Consider the following 13,805-nt stretch of genomic DNA (forward strand, 5'->3'; position numbering starts at 1 on the left):
ACGGAAAGCACTGCTTAGGCAGTGCTTTTTGGTTTTTCTCATCCGAGAAAATGATGTTTCCACATCTTGAACCAGGCTATAGTCCCGTCATTCTTTCCTTTTAGTGTTGTCGTATTTTCAGGATATTATCGGAACCATGTTCATACGAGCTCCCTCTTCTGGACGTAAGATCCTGCTCACCTGTATTATTGCGGGCGTGATGATTGCGATACTGGTCAGCTGCCTTCAGTTTTTAGTGGCCTGGCATAAACACGAAGTCAAATACGACACCTTGATTAGCGACGTGCAAAAATATCTCAATACCTATTTTGCCGACCTGAAATCCACCACTGACAGGCTCCAGCCGCTTACCTTAGATACCTGCCAGCAAGCAAACCCGGAGCTGACTGCACGCGCAGCATTTAGCATGAATGTGCGAACGTTTGTGCTGGTAAAGGATAAAAAAAGCTTCTGCTCATCTGCGACTGGTGAGATGGATATCCCACTCAGTGAACTGATTCCGGCACTAAATATCGGCAAAGATATTGATATGGCAATATTGCCAGGCACACCGATGGTGCCCAATAAACCAACGATCGTCATCTGGTATCGTAACCCTTTATTAAAAAATAGCGGCGTTTTTGCGGCATTGAATCTGAACCTGACGCCTTATATTTTCTATAGCTATCACCAGCAAGATTTCAACGGTATCGCACTCATTATTGGTGATACTGCGCTATCGACCTTTACGTCGCATTTGATGAACGTCCGTGAGTTAACCGGCACGCCTGTACGCGAAACCAAAATTGCAGGCCTTCCGCTGACCGTTCGGCTTTATGCTGATGACTGGACATGGAACGATGTGTGGTACGCGTTTTTACTCGGAGGCATGAGTGGAACTGTCGTTGGCCTGCTCTGCTATTACCTGATGAGCGTGCGTATGCGCCCTGGCAGAGAAATTATGATGGCCATCAAACGTGAGCAATTTTACGTGGTGTATCAACCGGTGGTTGATGCACAAACGCTGCGGGTAACCGGCCTGGAAGTACTGCTACGCTGGCGTCACCCGGTAGTGGGTGAAATTCCCCCGGATGCCTTCATTCACTATGCCGAATCGCAAAAGATGATTGTGCCTCTCACCCAGCATCTGTTTGAGTTGATTGCGCGTGATGCCGCAAAATTAGAAAACGTACTGCCGGTGGGCGTGAAATTTGGCATTAACATCGCGCCGGATCATCTGCACAGCGAGAGCTTTAAAGCCGATATACACCGGCTGATTGCCTCCCTGCCTGCGCACCATTTCCAGATTGTACTGGAAATTACCGAACGCGATATGCTGAAAGAGCATGAAGCATCACAGCTTTTCGCATGGCTGCATTCTGTCGGCGTAGAAATTGCCATTGATGACTTCGGCACCGGACACAGTGCGCTTATCTATCTGGAACGCTTCACACTCGATTATCTGAAAATTGACCGTGGCTTTATCAACGCCATAGGTACGGAAACGGTCACCTCACCGGTACTTGACGCGGTGCTGACACTGGCGAAACGCCTCAATATGCTGACAGTTGCTGAAGGGGTCGAAACACCGGAACAGGCGCGCTGGCTGCGCGAACGTGGCGTTAATTTCCTGCAAGGTTACTGGATTAGCCGCCCCCTGCCGCTGGATGATTTTATCCGCTGGCTGGAGAAACCTCATACGCCACAGTGGTAAGGTGTGCGTGCGTCCCTTATTATTCATAGTGAAAGTATGCCGGATTGCGGCTAATGATGAGTAAAAGGAAATCCGTTGCAGATGATTGTGCGCATACTGCTGCTGTTTATCGCTCTGTTCACCTTTGGTGTGCAGGCGCAGGCTATCAAGGAAAGCTATGCCTTTGCGGTGCTGGGAGAACCCCGGTACGCGTTTAATTTCAACCATTTTGATTATGTGAACCCCGCCGCGCCAAAAGGTGGGCAAATAACGTTATCCTCCATTGGAACCTTCGATAATTTCAACCGCTATGCACTGCGCGGTAACCCTGGCGCACGTACCGAGCAGCTGTACGACACGCTATTTACCACCTCCGATGACGAGCCAGGCAGTTATTACCCGCTGATTGCCGAAAGCGCGCGCTATGCTGACGATTATTCCTGGGTGGAGATCGCAATTAATCCGCGCGCCCGTTTTCATGATGGTTCGCCTATTACTGCCCGCGATGTTGAGTTCACTTTTCAAAAATTCATGACCGAAGGCGTACCGCAATTTCGTCTGGTTTATAAAGGCACTACCGTTAAAGCCATTGCGCCTTTAACCGTGCGCATTGAATTAGCCAAACCCGGTAAAGAAGATATGCTTAGTCTGTTTTCGCTGCCGGTGTTTCCAGAAAAGTACTGGAAAGATCACAAACTTAGCGACCCGCTCGCCACGCCTCCACTTGCCAGTGGTCCGTACCGAATTACGTCCTGGAAAATGGGGCAGAATATTGTTTATTCCCGCGTGAAAGATTACTGGGCGGCAAACTTACCGGTAAACCGTGGGCGCTGGAATTTCGACACCATTCGCTACGATTATTACCTCGACGATAATGTCGCCTTTGAAGCATTTAAAGCCGGCGCTTTTGATTTGCGTATGGAAAACGACGCCAAAAACTGGGCCACGCGCTATACCGGTAAAAATTTCGACAAAAAATACATTATCAAAGACGAGCAAAAGAACGAATCAGCACAGGATACGCGCTGGCTGGCGTTTAACATCCAGCGTCCGGTATTCAGCGATCGCCGGGTCCGGGAAGCCATCACTCTCGCCTTTGACTTTGAATGGATGAACAAGGCGTTGTTTTACAATGCCTGGAGTCGCACTAACAGTTATTTTCAGAATACCGAATACGCGGCCAGAAATTACCCCGACGCTGCGGAACTGGTGCTTCTGGCGCCGATGAAAAAAGAGTTACCGCCAGAAGTCTTCACGCAAATCTATCAGCCGCCGGTATCCAAAGGCGATGGCTACGATCGTGACAACCTGTTAAAAGCCGACAAACTTCTCAACGAAGCAGGCTGGGTGCTGAAGGGTCAGCAACGCGTAAATACCACAACGGGTCAGCCGCTCAGCTTTGAGTTATTGTTGCCTTCGAGCAGCAATAGTCAGTGGGTATTACCGTTCCAGCACAGCCTGCAACGGCTGGGCATCAATATGGACATTCGCAAGGTGGATAACTCGCAAATCACCAACCGAATGCGCAGTCGCGACTATGACATGATGCCGCGCGTGTGGCGAGCAATGCCGTGGCCCAGTTCCGATTTACAGATTTCCTGGTCATCGGAATATATCAACTCCACTTATAATGCCCCCGGTGTGCAAAGTCCGGTTATCGACTCGCTGATCAACCAGATTATTGCCGCGCAGGGAAATAAAGAAAAATTACTGCCGTTGGGGCGCGCACTGGATCGCGTATTAACGTGGAATTATTACATGCTGCCGATGTGGTACATGGCGGAAGACCGTCTTGCCTGGTGGGATAAATTCTCTCACCCAGCAGTGCGCCCCATTTACAGCCTCGGTATCGATACCTGGTGGTATGACGTCAATAAAGCGGGCAAACTGCCGTCAGCCAGACAACAGGGAGAGTAGATGGGCGCTTATCTGATTCGCCGTCTGTTGCTGGTGATCCCAACGTTATGGGCGATTATCACCATCAACTTTTTCATCGTGCAAATTGCGCCTGGCGGTCCGGTCGATCAGGCTATCGCCGCCATTGAGTTTGGTAATGCCGGAGTATTACCCGGCGCAGGCGGCGAAGGTGTTCGTGCCAGCCATGCGCAAACGGGCGTCGGCAACATCAGCGACAGTAATTACCGTGGCGGACGCGGATTAGATCCAGAAGTGATCGCCGAGATCACTCATCGCTACGGTTTCGATAAGCCGATCCACGAACGTTACTTCAAAATGCTCTGGGACTACATCCGCTTTGATTTCGGCGACAGCCTGTTTCGCAGCGCCTCGGTGCTGACGCTGATTAAAGACAGTCTGCCGGTTTCCATCACCCTCGGATTGTGGAGCACGCTGATTATCTATCTGGTGTCGATTCCGTTAGGCATTTGCAAAGCCGTTTATAACGGTAGCCGCTTTGACGTCTGGAGTAGCGCATTTATCATCATCGGTTACGCCATTCCGGCCTTTTTATTTGCCATCTTGCTGATTGTCTTCTTCGCAGGGGGCAGCTATTTCGACCTGTTCCCTCTGCGCGGCCTGGTATCCGCTAATTTTGATTCGCTGCCGTGGTATCAGAAAATCACCGATTATCTGTGGCATATCACGCTACCCGTGCTGGCGACAGTGATTGGCGGCTTTGCGGCACTCACGATGCTGACCAAAAACTCATTCCTTGATGAAGTGCGCAAACAATACGTGGTGACCGCGCGTGCGAAAGGGGTCAGTGAGAAAAATATTCTCTGGAAACATGTGTTTCGTAACGCCATGCTGCTGGTGATTGCCGGTTTTCCGGCGACGTTTATCAGCATGTTTTTCACCGGTTCACTGCTGATTGAGGTGATGTTTTCGCTCAATGGCCTTGGCTTACTGGGCTACGAAGCGACCGTCTCACGCGATTATCCGGTGATGTTTGGCACGCTGTATATTTTCACCCTGATTGGCCTGCTGCTGAATATCGTCAGTGATATCAGCTATACGCTGGTCGATCCGCGTATTGATTTTGAGGGACGCTAATGTCGCGACTCAGCCCCGTCAATCAGGCCCGTTGGGCACGTTTTCGTCATAACCGTCGCGGCTACTGGTCGTTATGGATTTTTCTCGTCTTGTTTGGTTTGAGTTTGTGTTCTGAACTGATCGCCAACGATAAACCGTTGCTGGTGCGTTATGACGGCAGCTGGTATTTCCCGTTGCTGAAAAACTACAGTGAAAGCGATTTTGGCGGCCCGCTGGCAAGCCAGGCTGATTATCAGGACCCGTGGCTGAAACAACGGCTGGAGGATAATGGCTGGGTACTGTGGACGCCGATTCGCTTTGGTGCTACCAGTATCAACTTTTCCACCGATAAGCCTTTCCCTTCCCCGCCATCCAGACAAAACTGGCTGGGAACCGATGCCAACGGCGGTGATGTGCTGGCGCGCATTCTGTATGGTACGCGGATCTCGGTTCTGTTTGGTTTGATGTTGACACTCTGTTCCAGCGTGATGGGCGTGCTGGCGGGGGCGCTACAAGGCTATTACGGCGGTAAAGTCGATCTCTGGGGACAACGCTTTATTGAAGTATGGTCGGGAATGCCAACGCTGTTTTTAATTATTCTGCTCTCCAGTGTCGTGCAGCCTAACTTCTGGTGGCTGCTGGCAATTACCGTTTTGTTTGGCTGGATGAGTCTGGTCGGCGTGGTGCGCGCAGAGTTTTTACGTACCCGCAATTTCGACTACATCCGTGCAGCTCAGGCGCTTGGCGTCAGCGATCGCAGTATAATTCTGCGTCATATGTTGCCAAATGCCATGGTCGCTACCCTTACCTTTTTACCGTTTATTTTATGCAGTTCAATAACTACCCTGACCTCGCTCGATTTCCTCGGCTTCGGTCTGCCGCTCGGTTCACCGTCGCTCGGCGAACTGCTGTTACAAGGAAAAAATAACCTCCAGGCACCGTGGCTTGGGATCACCGCCTTCTTGTCGGTGGCGATATTGTTGTCTTTGCTGATCTTTATTGGTGAAGCAGTCCGCGACGCATTTGATCCTAATAAGGCGGTGTAGCATGACGCAAACTCTGTTAGCGATTGAAAACTTGTCGGTAGGTTTTCGCCATCAGCAAACTGTTCGTACCGTAGTGAATGATGTTTCACTACAGATTGAGGCTGGCGAAACGCTGGCACTGGTAGGCGAGTCAGGTTCCGGCAAGAGCGTTACCGCACTGTCTATTTTACGTCTGCTCCCTTCACCGCCGGTTGAATATCTCTCCGGCGATATTCGTTTTCATGGCGAATCGCTGCTTCATGCCAGCGAGCAAACGTTGCGCGGCGTACGCGGTAATAAGATAGCCATGATCTTCCAGGAGCCAATGGTGTCGTTAAATCCATTGCATACCCTGGAAAAACAGCTTTATGAAGTGCTTTCACTCCATCGCGGGATGCGACGAGAAGCGGCACGTGGCGAGATATTAAATTGCCTTGATCGCGTAGGTATCCGTCAGGCAGCAAAACGACTGACAGATTACCCGCATCAGCTCTCTGGCGGCGAACGCCAGCGGGTGATGATTGCGATGGCGCTATTAACACGACCGGAATTATTAATTGCCGATGAACCGACCACCGCGCTGGACGTCTCTGTCCAGGCGCAGATTTTGCAGCTGTTGCGCGAACTGCAACATGAACTGAATATGGGGATGCTGTTTATTACTCATAACCTCAGCATCGTCAGAAAACTGGCTCACCGCGTGGCAGTGATGCAAAACGGTCACTGTGTGGAGCAAAATAACGCCACTGCGCTATTTGCCTCCCCTGCTCATTCTTACACGCAAAAGCTACTCAACAGCGAGCCGTCAGGCGACCCGGTGCCGTTGCCAGAGCCTGCCTCAACGTTGCTTGATGTTGAACAGCTTCAGGTTGCCTTCCCCATTCGCAAGGGGATTTTAAAACGCGTTGTCGATCATAACGTGGTGGTGAAAAGTGTCAGTTTTACGCTACGGGCAGGTGAAACGCTGGGTTTAGTGGGCGAGTCCGGTTCCGGTAAAAGCACTACAGGACTGGCGCTACTGCGGCTGATTAACTCTCAGGGCAGCATCGTCTTTGACGGTCAGCCATTGCAAAATTTAAATCGCCGCCAGCTATTGCCGATTCGCCATCGCATTCAGGTGGTATTTCAGGATCCAAACTCCTCGCTCAATCCACGACTCAACGTATTGCAGATTATTGAGGAGGGATTACGGGTTCACCAGCCGACGCTTTCTGCCGCACAACGCGAAGAACAAGTGAAAGCGGTGATGCATGAAGTGGGATTAGATCCTGAAACGCGCCACCGTTATCCGGCAGAGTTTTCCGGGGGGCAACGACAACGCATAGCGATTGCCAGGGCGTTGATTCTTAAGCCTTCACTGATCATTCTTGATGAACCAACATCGTCGCTCGACAAAACGGTACAGGCGCAAATATTGACGCTATTGAAATCATTGCAACAAAAGCATCAACTGGCCTATTTGTTTATCAGCCACGATTTACACGTCGTCCGCGCGTTATGTCATCAGGTTATCGTACTGCGACAAGGGGAAGTGGTGGAACAAGGGCCGTGCGCGCGCGTATTTGCCGCACCGCAGCAGGAGTATACGCGTCAGCTACTGGCGTTAAGCTGACGCTTAAAAAGGATTGTAATTTGAGAAGGGCTCGGCAATTGCCACACCAAAATTTTTCAGTCGGCATGTCGCAGCAAACTCATCATGGCGATTTACAAACAGGCACGGTTCACCTTCACACTCCAGTACCGAGCATGGAACTTCGATGTCGCTTAACGCCTGACTTAGTTTATACATCACCGACCATGCATTATCACCATCCGGGCTAAGCAATTTAAGCGCCACCAGGCTGTTGTCACCGCACGGTCCATTTTGCGGAATCGGTTCAACCTTCGAACCTGCGAAACCAGCAGACCAGCGATAGTTCTGCGGCAGTCGATGGACGATTGAGAGTTGTAATGAAGTCACTTATTTTCCCCGGAAGCACATTTACTTCACAATTTGTTTACATCAATTTTAACACATCATCAACAACCCGTCTTTAAACAGATCGTAAAGATTGATGCCTCGCCTGCGTGGCCTCTATGGCTCTGATTTAAATAATATCTGCGGGCGTGGTCACGTTTGCGGGGCTATATGTACCCGTTTCTGCGATCTAACTCAACCTTTTTAACTACAATGATGTGACTTTTTACATAAATTGATTTTACATAAAATAAACAAATGACGGGAGACTGATAGATTTGCGGTTGATATGCATCAACAAAGGAAGCCTTTTAGCTTCCCCGTTGTGCAATAGATCACCGTTTTTTCGGCCGACTGGCGTACAGACAGAAGAGAATGGAGCAGGTCGCACAGAACGCAATCGACCAGATCATCGGCCATGCGGAGTTAAAGGTCGCAAGGGAGAGCAATGCACCGACAATGGCGCCAATACCAAAGCGGAAGGTTCCTGCCAGCGATGATGCCGTTCCCGCCATATGCGGAAACTCATCCAGAATCACTGCCATCGCATTGGATGACACCATCGACACGCAACCCACAAACGCCGCCACACCAACCACCAGCGACCAGAACCCTAGTCCCAGCAGCGCACTGATGACCATCCATGCCGCCATAATAAATTGTATCCACAGCCCCGATCGGAACATATTCAGCGCGCCAATGCGGCGAACAAAGCGACTGTTAAAGATGGTCATCACGAACAAGAAAACAATATTCAGCGCAAAGTAATAACCAAAGTTTTCCGGCGCGACGTGGTTAATTTCAATGTAGACAAACGGTCCGGCGCTTAAGAACGAGAACATCCCGGCAAAGCTAAAACCGCTGGCCAGCATATAACTCAGGACACGCTTATGACGGAACAGCGCAGCGAAGTTACCAATAGTGGTACGGATGTGAAACGGCTGACGACGCTCCGGCGGTAACGTTTCTTTGATCAGGAAGAAGATCATCGCCGAAGCCAGAATCGCCGCCACGGCGAGGATCCAGAAAATGTAATGCCAGCTCAGCCACACCAGCACCCAACCGCCAACAATCGGTGCCATCAGCGGTGCGATGGTCGTTACCAGCATGACAAACGACATCATCCGCGAGAACTCTTCTTTCGGGTAGATATCGCGCATCAGGGCGTTGATGACCACGCTGGCCGCTGCTGCCGCCAGCCCGTGGAAGAAACGCATCACAATCAGCTGATCGATAGTTTGCGCCAGTGCACACGCCACCGCCGCCGCAGCAAATACCAGAGTGCCGCCGAGAACCACCGGCTTACGCCCGAAGCTATCCGCCATCGGCCCGTAGATTAACTGCCCCAACGCAAAGCCCAGAATATAAGTACTCAGGGTCATCTGCGTACTGCCCGCCGGCACACCAAACTGCGCAGAAATCACTGGCAGCGCGGGCAGATACATATCAATCGACAGCGGCATCAACATGGCCAGCAGGCCAAGGATAAAGACAATAGCAAACGATGAATGCTGTCGCGTGGTCACAACGGGCTCCTGAATATAATGAAAGTGTTAACTAACGCTGGCGATTTCTTCTGCAGTTAATGGACGATATTCACCGGGTGCTAAATCAGCATCCAGCGTAATGCCGCCAATACGTTCACGATGCAGCTCAACCACGTGGTTACCCACGGCGGCGAACATGCGTTTCACCTGATGATAACGTCCTTCGCTGATGGTCAGACGTACCTGCGTCGGAGTAATCACTTCCAGCACCGCCGGCTTAGTGAGATCTTTTTCGTTATGTAACTGCACGCCTTTAGCAAACTGCTCTGCCGTATCGGCTGCCACCGGGGACTCCAGCGTCACCAGGTAGGTTTTCTCACAATGATGACGCGGAGAAGTAATGCGGTGCGACCACTGACCGTCATCGGTCATCAGCACCAGACCGGTGGTGTCGATATCCAGCCGCCCTGCTGCGTGTAGTTTCCACGCCACAGGTTCATCCAGAAAATAGAGCACCGTTGGGTGATCCGGATCGTCAGTAGAACAAACATAGCCCTGAGGCTTATTGAGCATGAAGTAACGTGGTCCGTGTTGCTGTGCCAGCGGGTTTCCATCGTAAGCGACATCATGTTCAGGAAGCAGTTTGAACGCTGCATTACGGACGATTTCGCCATCGACGGTGACACGAGTGGCACGGATTTCACGCCCGGCAATAGCACGGCTAACGCCGAGTTGCTGTGCGATAAATTTATCAAGTCGCATGTGTGTGATTTTGCCTGTAAAAAACGGAGGTCGGGTAATGACCCGAAAATCTGAACTGTTGTTCGCCCAGTATAGCGGTCTAATAACTTCCCTCAAGAGAAAAAGATCCGTGGCATACTATTAGCAGAATAATCTACCTACGCGAGACCATGATTTTTACACTCCGTCCATATCAGCAAGAAGCCGTGGATGCCACGCTCAACCATTTTCGTCGTCATAAAACTCCTGCCGTTATCGTGCTGCCTACTGGTGCAGGTAAAAGCCTGGTGATAGCGGAACTGGCACGGCTGGCGCGTGGTCGCGTGCTGGTGCTGGCGCACGTCAAAGAGCTGGTGGCGCAAAACCATGCAAAATATCAGGCGCTGGGACTGGAAGCCGATATTTTTGCCGCCGGGCTGAAGCGTAAAGAGAGCCACGGTAAAGTGGTGTTTGGCAGCGTGCAGTCGGTCGCACGCAATCTCGATGCCTTTCAGGGTGAATTTTCGCTGTTGATTGTCGATGAATGTCACCGTATTGGCGACGACGAAGAGAGTCAGTATCAGCAAATTCTTACTCACCTGACCAAAGTGAATCCCCACTTACGCCTGCTGGGGCTGACTGCCACGCCTTTTCGACTGGGCAAAGGCTGGATCTACCAATTCCATTATCACGGCATGGTACGCGGCGATGAGAAAGCCCTTTTCCGTGACTGCATTTATGAGCTGCCGCTGCGTTATATGATTAAACACGGTTATCTGACGCCACCAGAACGGCTGGATATGCCGGTAGTGCAATACGATTTCAGCCGCTTACAGGCACAGAGCAATGGGCTGTTCAGCGAAGCAGATCTCAATCGCGAGCTGAAAAAACAACAACGTATTACGCCGCACATCATCAGCCAGATCATGGAGTTCGCCGCAACGCGCAAAGGGGTGATGATTTTCGCCGCGACGGTTGAACACGCAAAAGAGATTGTGGGATTGCTGCCCGCCGAAGATGCAGCACTCATTACCGGTGACACACCCGGCGCTGAACGTGATGTATTAATTGAAGATTTTAAAACCCAGCGTTTTCGCTATCTGGTCAACGTTGCGGTACTGACCACCGGATTTGACGCCCCGCACGTCGATCTTATCGCCATTCTGCGTCCTACTGAATCAGTGAGTCTTTACCAACAAATTGTCGGGCGCGGTCTGCGTCTGGCTCCCGGCAAGACTGATTGCTTAATTCTTGATTATGCAGGTAATCCTCACGATCTCTACGCGCCGGAGGTCGGTACACCAAAAGGCAAAAGTGACAACGTCCCGGTACAGGTTTTCTGCCCTGCCTGCGGTTTTGCCAACACCTTTTGGGGGAAAACGACCGCTGACGGGACATTGATTGAACACTTTGGTCGTCGCTGTCAGGGATGGTTTGAAGATGACGACGGTCATCGCGAACAATGTGACTTCCGTTTCCGTTTTAAAAATTGCCCACAATGTAACGCGGAAAACGATATTGCCGCCCGACGCTGCCGCGAATGTGACACGGTACTGGTTGATCCAGACGACATGTTAAAAGCGGCGCTACGACTGAAAGATGCTCTGGTATTACGCTGTAGCGGCATGTCTTTGCAGCATGGACACGACGAGAAAGGCGAATGGTTGAAAATCACCTATTACGATGAAGACGGCGCGGATGTGAGTGAGCGTTTCCGTCTGCAAACGCCCGCCCAGCGTACCGCCTTCGAGCAGCTTTTTATCCGCCCGCATACGCGCACACCGGGCATCCCTCTGCGCTGGATCACCGCTGCCGATATCCTCGCTCAGCAAGCGTTACTGCGCCATCCGGATTTTGTTGTTGCGCGAATGAAAGGCCAGTATTGGCAAGTGCGTGAAAAAGTGTTCGATTACGAAGGTCGTTTTCGTCGGGCGCATGAATTACGCGGTTAATAGTAGTTTTGATTGATGTATAAGGCGATTGAGTATAGAATCTCGCCCGCTTTTGCATACGCAAAGCAGATCACTTACCTGTTGCTGGGTCGCCTGTAGCAGGATTAATTTAAGAGAGAAAGAAATGTTTACTATCAACGCAGAAGTACGTAAAGAGCAGGGTAAGGGTGCGAGCCGCCGCCTGCGCGCCGCTAACAAGTTCCCGGCAATCATCTACGGTGGCAAAGAAGCGCCGCTGGCTATCGAGCTGGATCACGACAAAGTCATGAACATGCAAGCTAAAGCTGAATTCTACAGCGAAGTTCTGACTATCGTTGTTGACGGTAAAGAAATCAAAGTTAAAGCTCAGGACGTACAGCGTCACCCGTACAAACCGAAGCTGCAGCACATCGACTTCGTTCGCGCTTAATCGCTGAATAAGTTGTAAAAAACCCCGCTCCGGCGGGGTTTTTTGTATCTGCAAGTCATGCCTGATGCGACGCAGTGCGTCTTATCAGGCATACAGGTATTACCGTTATTTGCAGGCCAGAGAAGGCGTTCACGCCGCATCTGGCATTCATAACACAAACCCGATTAATTACCGCCAGACGTCCGGCGCTGAAGCTGATCGCGCAAGTTCGGCGGCGTGCCCTTAATGGTCAGGGTATCGGTCGCCGGATCCCAGAAAATCCGTTCGCCTAACAGCATTGCATCAAAGTTGATGGTTAAGCCACCACCGCTACCGGCAAACTTAGTCAACTGACGCAGCGTGCTACGATCTGCCGGGAAGCTCTCTTCCAGTTCATAGCCTTTTTCAGCCGCAAATTCCGTGAAGCTCACCTCACTGACACCCGCCAGTTCTTTCGACAGCGACTCCAGCTCGATCTCTTCGCCCGCCTGCAATTGCTCATTACAGTAGCTATAAACCTGCTGGCGAACGTTCTGCCGTTCTGCTTTATCCAGTTGCGCTTCGGCGGTAAAGTCATCGACCGCCTGTAACAGACCACGGTTTTGCGCTTTCGCATTCAACCCTTCGCTGGCACCGAGGAAGTCCATAAAGAAATCAGCCACTTTGCGCCCTACCCGCCCTTTCAGGAAAGTAAGATAACGGGTCGATTCTGGATTGGTTTCCCATTCGGTTAAATCGATACGCGCAACAATATCCGCATGATTAATATCGAGATAATGGGTCGGGTTGATGTCGAGGTTTTCGTTAACGCGCATACTGCTTAAATTGTTCAGTACGCAAATCAGCAAATACTCAACCGCCAGATAGCGATAGTGACAAAACAGCACGAAGCCGCCGTCAGCAAAAGGATATTTCGCCAGTTCGTCACGCAGGCGACCAGTTGCTGCCCGGCTAAATGCCAGAAAGTCTTCTTCGCCCTGACGCTGTAAGCGCAGCGTCTGCGCCAGCTCACTCTCCTCGCTAAACAAACCGTAGGCTTTGTTCTTGGCGCTATAGACACGATGCAGCTCTGCCACCATCTCAACGACGGTTTCCGTCGGTTCCAGCAATGAATCGCGCAGCACCAGCTCAAGGTTCTGCTCATCACGCTTGATAAGCTGGTGCAGAGCAATCTGGTTGATATCCAGACTCATGATAAACTCTCCTTTAAGACCGGGCGGTATTCAACCACCGCCGGTTAAGCGACGCAATAAAAGATGGCGGTCATTTTACAGAAGGTGGCGTAACGCGAATGATTTAAAGTATAAAAAAGCAGAAAAAAAACCGTTGCTACGGTAATATGTTGCCCTTTCATCAACTAACTGATTTCGATTTATGCCACAAATTTCCCGCTACAGTGATGAACAGGTTGAACAATTGCTCGCAGAGCTGCTCAACGTACTGGAAAAACATAAGGCTCCGACCGACCTTTCCCTGATGGTGTTAGGCAATATGGTCACCAACCTTATCAACACCAGCATTGCCCCGGCTCAGCGCCAGGCGATTGCCAACTCTTTTGCCCGCGCCTTACAGTCCTCTATCAACGAAGACAAAGCGCACTAAGGGAAACAGAT

12 protein-coding genes are annotated in these 13,805 nt (G+C 50.9%); 8 read left to right on the top strand and 4 right to left on the bottom strand.

Features of this window, described 5'->3' with window-relative positions; all coding sequences use genetic code 11:
• Positions 1–136 precede the first annotated feature (136 nt).
• From WC5_RS02040 to yejF, 5 genes are all read left to right on the top strand, one after another.
• Positions 137–1,693 carry a cyclic di-GMP phosphodiesterase gene (locus WC5_RS02040; RefSeq protein ID WP_000470614.1) on the top strand — a complete coding sequence of 519 codons (1,557 nt, stop codon included), beginning with the start codon at positions 137–139 and terminating at the stop codon, positions 1,691–1,693.
• An 81-nt stretch (positions 1,694–1,774) separates the two neighbouring features.
• Positions 1,775–3,589, top strand: a complete 1,815-nt coding sequence (locus WC5_RS02035; protein WP_010348784.1) for an extracellular solute-binding protein — start codon at positions 1,775–1,777, stop codon at positions 3,587–3,589.
• Entirely contained in the window at positions 3,590–4,684 is a 1,095-nt protein-coding gene (locus WC5_RS02030) for a microcin C ABC transporter permease YejB (RefSeq protein WP_000501593.1), read from the top strand. It abuts the gene before it with no gap.
• Positions 4,684–5,709, top strand: coding sequence for an ABC transporter permease (locus tag WC5_RS02025; RefSeq protein ID WP_000088903.1), 1,026 nt, complete (start codon positions 4,684–4,686; stop codon positions 5,707–5,709). The genes WC5_RS02030 and WC5_RS02025 overlap by 1 nt, the downstream gene beginning before the upstream one ends.
• Position 5,710: 1 nt before the next feature.
• Complete coding sequence (gene yejF / locus WC5_RS02020; protein ID WP_000194935.1) at positions 5,711–7,300, top strand: microcin C ABC transporter ATP-binding protein YejF; 1,590 nt, start codon at positions 5,711–5,713, stop codon at positions 7,298–7,300.
• A 3-nt stretch (positions 7,301–7,303) separates the two neighbouring features.
• Here the strand turns inward: yejF and WC5_RS02015 are convergent, their stop codons facing one another.
• From WC5_RS02015 to rsuA, 3 genes are all read right to left on the bottom strand, one after another.
• Positions 7,304–7,648, bottom strand: a complete 345-nt coding sequence (locus WC5_RS02015; protein ID WP_000202796.1) for a YejG family protein — start codon at positions 7,646–7,648, stop codon at positions 7,304–7,306.
• A gap of 332 nt (positions 7,649–7,980) precedes the next feature.
• Positions 7,981–9,171: a multidrug efflux MFS transporter Bcr gene (bcr, locus tag WC5_RS02010; protein ID WP_000213383.1), complete on the bottom strand. Its 1,191-nt coding sequence runs from the start codon at positions 9,169–9,171 to the stop codon at positions 7,981–7,983.
• A gap of 27 nt (positions 9,172–9,198) precedes the next feature.
• Positions 9,199–9,894 carry a 16S rRNA pseudouridine(516) synthase RsuA gene (rsuA, locus tag WC5_RS02005; protein WP_001234831.1) on the bottom strand — a complete coding sequence of 232 codons (696 nt, stop codon included), beginning with the start codon at positions 9,892–9,894 and terminating at the stop codon, positions 9,199–9,201.
• Positions 9,895–10,043: 149 nt separating this feature from the next.
• Here rsuA and radD point away from each other — a divergent pair, with 149 nt between their 5' ends.
• Positions 10,044–11,804: a DNA repair helicase RadD gene (radD, locus tag WC5_RS02000; protein ID WP_000578060.1), complete on the top strand. Its 1,761-nt coding sequence runs from the start codon at positions 10,044–10,046 to the stop codon at positions 11,802–11,804.
• Between the two features lie 124 nt (positions 11,805–11,928).
• Complete coding sequence (gene rplY, locus WC5_RS01995; protein ID WP_000494183.1) at positions 11,929–12,213, top strand: 50S ribosomal protein L25; 285 nt, start codon at positions 11,929–11,931, stop codon at positions 12,211–12,213.
• 164 nt (positions 12,214–12,377) lie between these two features.
• Here the strand turns inward: rplY and yejK are convergent, their stop codons facing one another.
• On the bottom strand, positions 12,378–13,385 hold the full coding sequence (gene yejK / locus WC5_RS01990; RefSeq protein ID WP_000050780.1) for a nucleoid-associated protein YejK: 1,008 nt from the start codon (positions 13,383–13,385) through the stop codon (positions 12,378–12,380).
• Between the two features lie 181 nt (positions 13,386–13,566).
• Between yejK and WC5_RS01985 the strand changes: the two genes are divergently transcribed.
• Positions 13,567–13,794: a YejL family protein gene (locus WC5_RS01985; protein WP_001135667.1), complete on the top strand. Its 228-nt coding sequence runs from the start codon at positions 13,567–13,569 to the stop codon at positions 13,792–13,794.
• The last annotated feature ends 11 nt before the right edge of the window (positions 13,795–13,805 follow it).

This window comes from Escherichia sp. KTE114, from assembly GCF_000407765.1.
GTDB lineage: Bacteria > Pseudomonadota > Gammaproteobacteria > Enterobacterales > Enterobacteriaceae > Escherichia > Escherichia ruysiae.

What these genes read in the sequence shown, in the direction of transcription:
- rplY (WP_000494183.1), top strand. Translation starts at nt 11,929, where the DNA reads ATGTTTACTATCAACGCAGAAGTACGTAAAGAGCAGGGTAAGGGTGCG.
- yejF (WP_000194935.1), top strand. Translation starts at nt 5,711, where the DNA reads ATGACGCAAACTCTGTTAGCGATTGAAAACTTGTCGGTAGGTTTTCGC.
- rsuA (WP_001234831.1), bottom strand. Translation starts at nt 9,894, where the DNA reads ATGCGACTTGATAAATTTATCGCACAGCAACTCGGCGTTAGCCGTGCT.
- radD (WP_000578060.1), top strand. Translation starts at nt 10,044, where the DNA reads ATGATTTTTACACTCCGTCCATATCAGCAAGAAGCCGTGGATGCCACG.
- yejK (WP_000050780.1), bottom strand. Translation starts at nt 13,385, where the DNA reads ATGAGTCTGGATATCAACCAGATTGCTCTGCACCAGCTTATCAAGCGT.
- WC5_RS02040 (WP_000470614.1), top strand. Translation starts at nt 137, where the DNA reads ATGTTCATACGAGCTCCCTCTTCTGGACGTAAGATCCTGCTCACCTGT.
- WC5_RS01985 (WP_001135667.1), top strand. Translation starts at nt 13,567, where the DNA reads ATGCCACAAATTTCCCGCTACAGTGATGAACAGGTTGAACAATTGCTC.
- WC5_RS02025 (WP_000088903.1), top strand. Translation starts at nt 4,684, where the DNA reads ATGTCGCGACTCAGCCCCGTCAATCAGGCCCGTTGGGCACGTTTTCGT.
- WC5_RS02030 (WP_000501593.1), top strand. Translation starts at nt 3,590, where the DNA reads ATGGGCGCTTATCTGATTCGCCGTCTGTTGCTGGTGATCCCAACGTTA.
- WC5_RS02035 (WP_010348784.1), top strand. Translation starts at nt 1,775, where the DNA reads ATGATTGTGCGCATACTGCTGCTGTTTATCGCTCTGTTCACCTTTGGT.